General features: G+C 70.0%; 5 protein-coding genes. 4 read left to right on the top strand and 1 reads right to left on the bottom strand.

What is annotated here, in order from left to right:
- Nucleotides 1–29: 29 nt before the first annotated feature.
- The 3 genes from V7E46_RS30965 to V7E46_RS30975 all read left to right on the top strand — a co-directional run bounded on the left by V7E46_RS30965 (nucleotide 30) and on the right by V7E46_RS30975 (nucleotide 4124).
- Entirely contained in the window at nucleotides 30–269 is a 240-nt protein-coding gene (locus V7E46_RS30965) for a hypothetical protein (protein WP_329174803.1), read from the top strand.
- A 124-nt stretch (nucleotides 270–393) separates the two neighbouring features.
- Nucleotides 394–1992 carry a cellulase family glycosylhydrolase gene (locus V7E46_RS30970; RefSeq protein ID WP_333771518.1) on the top strand — a complete coding sequence of 533 codons (1599 nt, stop codon included), beginning with the start codon at nucleotides 394–396 and terminating at the stop codon, nucleotides 1990–1992.
- 314 nt (nucleotides 1993–2306) lie between these two features.
- Nucleotides 2307–4124, top strand: coding sequence for a discoidin domain-containing protein (locus tag V7E46_RS30975; RefSeq protein ID WP_333771516.1), 1818 nt, complete (start codon nucleotides 2307–2309; stop codon nucleotides 4122–4124).
- A 346-nt stretch (nucleotides 4125–4470) separates the two neighbouring features.
- Here the strand turns inward: V7E46_RS30975 and V7E46_RS30980 are convergent, their stop codons facing one another.
- The gene (locus tag V7E46_RS30980; RefSeq protein ID WP_329182551.1) at nucleotides 4471–5505 is read right to left on the bottom strand and encodes a LacI family DNA-binding transcriptional regulator; all 1035 of its coding nucleotides are present in this window, start codon (nucleotides 5503–5505) and stop codon (nucleotides 4471–4473) included.
- Between the two features lie 308 nt (nucleotides 5506–5813).
- Here V7E46_RS30980 and V7E46_RS30985 point away from each other — a divergent pair, with 308 nt between their 5' ends.
- Nucleotides 5814–7169: an ABC transporter substrate-binding protein gene (locus V7E46_RS30985; RefSeq protein ID WP_333771517.1), complete on the top strand. Its 1356-nt coding sequence runs from the start codon at nucleotides 5814–5816 to the stop codon at nucleotides 7167–7169.
- Nucleotides 7170–7301 lie beyond the last annotated feature (132 nt).

The following is a 7301-nucleotide window of genomic DNA, read 5'->3' on the forward strand; positions in this document are numbered from 1 at the left end:
GGCCCACGGGCACGTGGGAGGGTAGGGGCGTGAGGCATGAGGAGACGGAATTCGTCGGGGGGCCGCTCGACGGGCGGGTCATCGAGGTCATCGTGGGGATGACGGGGCAACCGCCCCGGGCGTACACCGTGCCCGCCGGGGAGACGACGTACGTCTACCACCGCGCCCACGGCGCGAAGGGCACCCACCGCACCCCGTGGGTCTTCGTCTACGACCCGGAGGGCAAGCCGCCGCCAGGCCCGAAGTGGCCCTGGTCCAAGCGGGGCTGACGCGGCCCAGGGGGCGCAACTTTGGTCCGGACCATTGACAAGAATTGGTCTGGACCTGTTGGCTGCGCGGTACCTGCTCGCGCCCCGCTTCGCCCCCACCGAAGGAGCATCCTCCATGCTCACCATGCCCACCCGGAGAAGATCACTCGCCGCCGCCTCCGCGGCCCTGGCCGCCGCCGTCGCGGTGGGCGGCCTGGTCGCCCTGGCCCCCACCGCAAGCGCCGGCGAATTCCTGGCCAACGGCGGCTTCGAGTCCGGCAGCCTGACCGGCTGGACCTGCGACGCGGGAGCCTCGGCCGTCAAGGGCCAGGCGCACAGCGGCAGTTACGCGCTCCAGGCCACGCCCTCGGCCTCCGCCACCGGCCAGTGCAAGCAGACCGTGACCGTCGCGCCCAACACCGCGTACACCCTGACCGCCCAGGTCAAGGGCAGTTACGTCTACATCGGCGTGGACGGCGGCACCAGCACCTGGACGCCCGGCACCGGCAGCGGCTACGCCCAGCTGAGCGTGTCCTTCACCACCGGCGCGAGCCAGACCAGCGCCGCCGTCTTCGTACACGGCTGGTACGGCCAGCCCGCGTACCTGGCCGACGACATCTCGCTCCAGGGTCCGGGCGGCGGCACCACGACCCCGCCTACCACCCCGCCGACGACGCCCCCCACGACGCCGCCGACGACCCCGCCGACCAGCCCGCCCGGCGGTGACTCCGCGCCGCCCAAGCTGCACGTGGCCGGAAACCAGCTGCTGGACTCTACCGGCAAGCAGGTCGTGCTCCACGGGGTGAACCGCTCCGGCACCGAATTCGCCTGCGCGCAGGGCAACGGGATCTTCGACGGCCCGGTGGACGACGCCGCCATCGACTCGATCAAGAGCTGGAAGGGCGTCACGGCGGTCCGCGTGCCGCTCAACGAGGACTGCTGGGAAGGCCTGTCGTACGTCCCGGCGGCCGACGGCGGCGCCAACTACATCGCGGCGATCACCGGCTGGGTCAACCGGCTGGTGGCGCACGGCATCACGCCGATCGTCGAGCTGCACTGGACGCACGGCACCTACACCGGCAATTCGGCGGGCTGCAGCGATGTGAACGCGACCTGCCAGAAGCCGATGCCGGACGCGCAGTACGCGATCCCGTTCTGGACGAGCGTGGCGAACACCTTCAAGGCCAACACCTCGATCGTCTTCGACCTGTTCAACGAGCCCTACCCGGACCGCGCCACCTCCACCAGCGAGCAGGCCTGGACCTGCTGGCGGGACGGCGGCACCTGCCCGGGCATCGGCTACCAGGTGGCCGGCATGCAGGGGATGCTGGACGCCGTACGCGGCACCGGCGCGCAGAACGTCGTGCTGATGGGCGGCCTCGCCTACTCCAACGACCTGACCGGCTGGGTCGCGCACAAGCCCAACGACCCGACGGGCAACCTGGCGGCGGCCGTTCACGTATACAACTTCAACACCTGCGCGAACACCTCCTGCTGGGACTCCCAGTTGGCGCCGGTCGCGGCCACGGTGCCGCTGGTGGCCGGTGAGATCGGCGAGAACACCTGCGCCCACGCCTTCACGGACAGCTTCATGAGCTGGCTGGACGCGCACCACCTGTCGTACCTCGGCTGGACGTGGAACACCTGGGACTGCTCCTCGGGTCCCTCGCTGATCTCGTCCTACGACGGCACGGCGACCAACTACGGCCTCGGCCTGCAGAACCACCTGGCGTCGCTGGGCTGACCCGGCGGCACCCCGAACGGGGGCGGTCCCGTGCATGGATGGCGTGCACGGGCCCGCCCCTCCCCCATGTCCCCGGCGCGGTGCGCGATGGCCGCCGCGAGGCCGGAACGGCCGTCTGAGCAGGGGCTGAACCACTGGGGCGCGGGCAGCGCGTCCGTTCGAGTCTCGTAATCGCGCGAAGTCTCAACTGGCCATTATTGAACAACTTATTGACGCGGATGTACGCACCTTGTAAACATCACCTCGCCAAGAGAGCGCTCTCACCAAGCTCTGGCGGCCTCCGTCACGGACCCCCACCCGGTTGAGGAGAACACATGTCAGGCAGCACATCCCCGCTGGTGCGCCAAGGGCCAGGGCGCCATCGCGGGCGCCAGCCGTATCTGGTCCTGGTCGCCCTGCTCGCCCTGCTGGCGGGGCTCGTCCTCGTGGTGACCTCGCAGTCGCCGGCACGCGCCGCGGGCACCCTGCTCTCGCAGGGCAAGCCGGCCACCGCGTCGTCGACCGAGAACGCCGGCACCCCCGCGTCCGCCGCCGTCGACGGCAACACCGGCACCCGCTGGTCCAGCGCCGCGGCCGACCCCCAGTGGCTCCAGGTCGACCTCGGCAGCAGCCAGACCATCAGCCAGGTGACGCTCAACTGGGAGGCCGCGTACGCCAAGGCCTTCAAGATCCAGACGTCCGCCAACGGCACCGCCTGGACCGACGTCTACTCCACCACCACCGGCACCGGCGGCGTGCAGACCCTGGCCGTAAACGGTTCCGGCCGGTACGTGCGGGTCTACGGGACCGTGCGGGCCACCGCCTACGGCTACTCGCTGTGGGAGTTCCAGGTCTACGGCACCGGCGGCCCGACCCAGCCCGCCGCGTGCGGCACCGCGAACACCGCGCAGGGCAAGACGGCCACCGCGTCGTCCGTCGAGAACGCCGGCACCCCCGCCTCCGCGGCCGTCGACGGCAACACCGGCACCCGCTGGTCCAGCGCCTTCGGCGACCCGCAGTGGCTGCAGGTGGACCTCGGCTCGTCGCTGCCGATCTGCGGCGTCGGCCTGAACTGGGAGGCGGCCTACGCGACCGCCTACCAGATCCAGGTCACCGACAACCCGAGCGGCACCTGGACCACGATCTACTCCACCACCACCAGCGCCGGCGGTGTGCAGAACCTGAACGTGACCGGCACCGGCCGCTACATCCGCGTCTACGCCACCGCACGGTCAACCGCCTACGGCGACTCGCTGTGGGAGTTCCAGGTCTTCACCAACGGCGGCGGCAGCACGAACGGCGGGACCACGGGCGGTACGACCACTCCGCCGGACTCCTTCTGGGGCACCACGGACGACATCCCGGCCGCGCACAACGTGATGGAACTGAAGATCCTCAACCGCACCAACGGCCAGTACCCGGACAGCCAGGTCTACTGGAGCTTCAACGGCCAGGTGCACTCCATCGCCGACCAGCCGTACTTCGACATGCCGGCGAACTCGTCGGGCCGGATGTACTTCTACCTCGGCTCGCCGACCAGCCAGTACTACGACTTCATCGAGTTCACCATCGGTGCGACGGTCTTCAACGGCAACACCACCCGGGTGGACGCCTGGGGTCTGCCGCTGGCGATCCGGCTGCACTCGCACGACGGCCAGGACATCCAGCTCGGTGACAGCCAGGACCTGTTCAACCAGAGCCGCGAGGCCACCTTCCAGCAGTTCCAGAACGCGGTGCCGCAGCAGTTCAAGGTGCTCGCGCAGACCCAGGCCCCCTACCGGATCATCGCCCCGGGCAGCGACCCGAGCTTCCGCGAGGGCGGCGTCAACGCCAACTACTACACGGCGTACGCCCAGTCGGTCGGCGTGAACGAGCCCACCTCGAACATCTTCGGCTGCGCCGGCACCATGGGCGCCGACGCCGCCAAGTGCGCCGCGCTCAACCGGCACACCGCCAACCTCCCGGCGGCCCAGCAGCAGGACCCGACCAAGTTCTACACCGGCGGCGACCCCGCCAACTGGTACGCCAAGTTCTGGCACGACCACGGCATCAACCACCTCGCGTACGGCTTCCCGTACGACGACGTGGCCGGCCAGGCCGCGTACGCCTCCCAGCAGAACCCGCAGTGGATGGAGGTGGCGGTCGGCTGGTAGCCGCCCGTCCCGAAGCCGCCTGAACCGCTTCCCCGGTCCCCCCACATCCCCCCACAAACCGCCGGGGGCGGGTCCGGTACACGCCCCGCGTGTACCGGGTCCCGCCCCCGGCGGTGCGGTGTCCGGAGGCTCCCCGGCGGTCCGCTCAGGGCCTCGCCGGCCGGCGAGGCCCCGCAGGCGCTCGAAAGTTCGGCCGATTACGTGGGAGCGCTCCCGTCAGCGGCGTACGCGGTGACCTCATCCGTCACACCGGCCCCGTGGGCATACCGCGGCACGTCACGCTCCCGGGCGCGCCGCCACCCGAACGTATGCGAACCAGCCCCTGCGCGGCGGCCGGCCGCCGCCGTCACACGGAGTCGCGCTGCACCAGCTCCGTCGCCAGCACCACATGGCGGCGTACCGACTCGCGCTCCGCGATCTCCTCCAGCAGCACCCGGGCCATCGTGCGGCCCATCTCCTCGGTGGGCTGGCGGACGCTGGTGAGGGCCGGGTCCATGTGGCGGGCGATGGCCGAGTCCTCGAAGCCGACCAGCGCCACGTCGTCCGGCACCCGCCGTCCGGTCTCGCGCAGCACCGCGCGGGCGCCGGCGGCCATCACGTCGGAGGCGGCGAAGACCGCGTCGATGCCCGGGCGGCGGACCAGCAGCTCGCGCATCGCGCGCCGGCCGCCCTCCTCGGTGAAGTCGCCGCGGGCGACCAGCGCGGTGTCGAAGCCGGCGTCCAGTCCGCCCGCGGCGGCCTCGACCGCCTGCCGGTAGCCGTCGAGCCGGCTGCGGGCCACGTACATGTCGGGCGGCCCGGTGATGGTGGCGACCTGGCGCCGCCCGCGGGCGATCAGGTGGGCGACCGCGGCCCGCGCGCCGCCGACGTTGTCGGCGTCGACGTAGGAGACCGACTCCAGGTCGCTGCGGCGGCCGTTGAGCACCGCCGGCATCTCCAGCTGCTCCAGCAGGTCGGGCAGCGGGTCGTCCTCGTGCACCGACACCAAAAGCACCCCGTCGACCCGGTGCGCGGCCAGGTACTGCCCGAAGCGCGCCCGCTCCTTGGGAGTGCGGATCAAGGTCAGCAGCAGCTGCATGTCGGTGTCGGCCAGCTCGGCGCCGATGCCGCGGATGATGTCGGAGAAGTACGGCTCGGCGAACAGCCGGGTCTCGGGCTCCGGGATGACCAGCGCGATGGCGTCCGTGCGGTTGCCCGCCAGCGCGCGGGCCGCGCGGTTGGGCACGTACCCCAGCTCGGCGATCGCGGCCTCGACAGCGGTCTTCGCGCGGTCGCTGACCCGGGGGGATCCGTTGATCACCCGGGAGACCGTGCCCCGCCCGACTCCGGCGCGCAGCGCCACCTCCTCAAGGGTGGGACGTCCGCTGTGCCGCCCGTTCATCGCCACTGCCGCCTCCAGTACTCATTACGCGCCACCTTAGCGCCCGGTCCTTCCCCGCAGGAGCGGTTCTTGAGAGCGCTCCCACAGTACAAGCCCCAGGCGGGAGCTTCCGTTCAAGAAGTAATCAAGAGTCAGCTCCGGACACGTTCCGGCAACGAAATCGACTTCACATCTTGACACTGACCCCTCCTAGGCGTGAATGTTCCGGAAAGCCTACGTGGGAGCGCTCCCACAGCGCCATCCGTGCGTAGACCCCCGGGGACCCACGCACCACCCGTACGCCGACCCACCCTGACAAGGAGAGTGGAATGCGCACTTCCGGCAGAACCCGCAGGACCGCCGTCATCGCGGTCGCGGGTCTCGCAGCCTGCGCGACGCTGATCACCGGCTGCAGCAGCGACAGCGACAAGGACACCAAGGACAGCTCCAAGGGGTCCTCGTCCACCGAGAACATCACCCTGCATGTCGGCGACTTCGGCTCGTTCGGCTACGACGACAAGAAGGGTGCCGCTCTCTACGCCGAATACCACAAGCTGCACCCGAACATCACGATCGTCGAGGACGCGGTCTCCGACGGCCAGCAGTACTGGAACTCGCTGAAGCTCCACCTGACCCAGAACAGCGGCCTGGACGACATCCAGGCCATCGAGGTGGGCTACATCGGGCTGGCCATCCAGCCGAACCTGGCGTCGAAGTTCGTGGACTTCAAGACGGTCGACGGCTTCAACACCGCCGACTGGCTGCCGTACAAGGAGACGCAGGCCACCACCGGCGACGGCAAGGTCATCGGTCTGGGCACGGACGCCGGCCCGACGGCGATCTGCTACAACAAGGAGGCCTTCCAGAAGGCCGGCCTGCCGACCGACCGCGACCAGCTGGCCACCCAGTGGGGCGGCGACTGGCAGAAGTTCATCGACCTGGGCAAGCAGTTCAAGGCCAGCCCGACCGCGCCCAAGGGCATGGCGTTCTCCGACTCCGGCAGCGGCCTGTTCAACGCCGTGCTCGCCAGCCAGCCGACGCAGTACTCGGACGCCAACGGCAAGCTGATCTACGACACCAGCCCGGGCGTCAAGACGGCGTGGAACCTGGCCACGGAAGCGGTGGAGGACGGCCTGACGGCCGGCTACCAGCAGCTCGACCAGAACAACACCTGGAACGCGGCGTTCAAGCTCAACAAGTTCGCCACCGTCACCTGCCCGAGCTGGATGGTCGGCCTGGTGGCCACCAACTCCGGTGACGCGGGCAAGGGCAAGTGGGACATCGCCAATCCGCCGCAGGTCGGCAACTGGGGCGGTTCGTTCCTGGCCGTGCCCAAGTCCGGCAAGCACATCAAGGAGGCCACCGCGCTGGCGCAGTGGCTGACCGCGCCGGCGCAGGAGATCAAGGTGTTCCAGAAGTTCGGGAACATCCCCTCCTCCACCAAGGCGCTCGACGACCCGGCGGTGCAGAACCTGACCAACCCGTACTTCCCCGGCACCCCGGTCGGCAAGATCTTCGCGAGCGCCGCCAAGAGCATCACCCCGGCCCCGATCGGTCCGTGGGACGGCAACGTGAAGGACATCATCACCAAGAACGGCATCCTCGACATGGAGAAGCGCCACACCTCCAAGGACAAGGCGTGGTCGAACGCGGTGAAGCAGATCAAGGACACCGTCGTCGAGTAACACCCAGGCGGGGCCGCCCGGCAGTGTCTCCCACCTGCCGGGCGGTCCGTATTCGGGACCGGGTGCGAGAAGTGAACGCACCCGGCCCCAGGCCACTACAACTTCTGAACAGCCCTCCCCCCGACCCGGCCC

Source organism: Streptomyces sp. IBSBF 2435, from assembly GCF_036815005.1.
GTDB lineage: Bacteria > Actinomycetota > Actinomycetes > Streptomycetales > Streptomycetaceae > Actinacidiphila.

Bases quoted from the DNA above. Each gene is read 5' to 3' on its own strand.
- V7E46_RS30970 (WP_333771518.1), top strand. From the start codon at position 394: ATGCCCACCCGGAGAAGATCACTCGCCGCCGCCTCCGCGGCCCTGGCC.
- V7E46_RS30975 (WP_333771516.1), top strand. From the start codon at position 2,307: ATGTCAGGCAGCACATCCCCGCTGGTGCGCCAAGGGCCAGGGCGCCAT.
- V7E46_RS30980 (WP_329182551.1), bottom strand. From the start codon at position 5,505: ATGAACGGGCGGCACAGCGGACGTCCCACCCTTGAGGAGGTGGCGCTG.
- V7E46_RS30985 (WP_333771517.1), top strand. From the start codon at position 5,814: ATGCGCACTTCCGGCAGAACCCGCAGGACCGCCGTCATCGCGGTCGCG.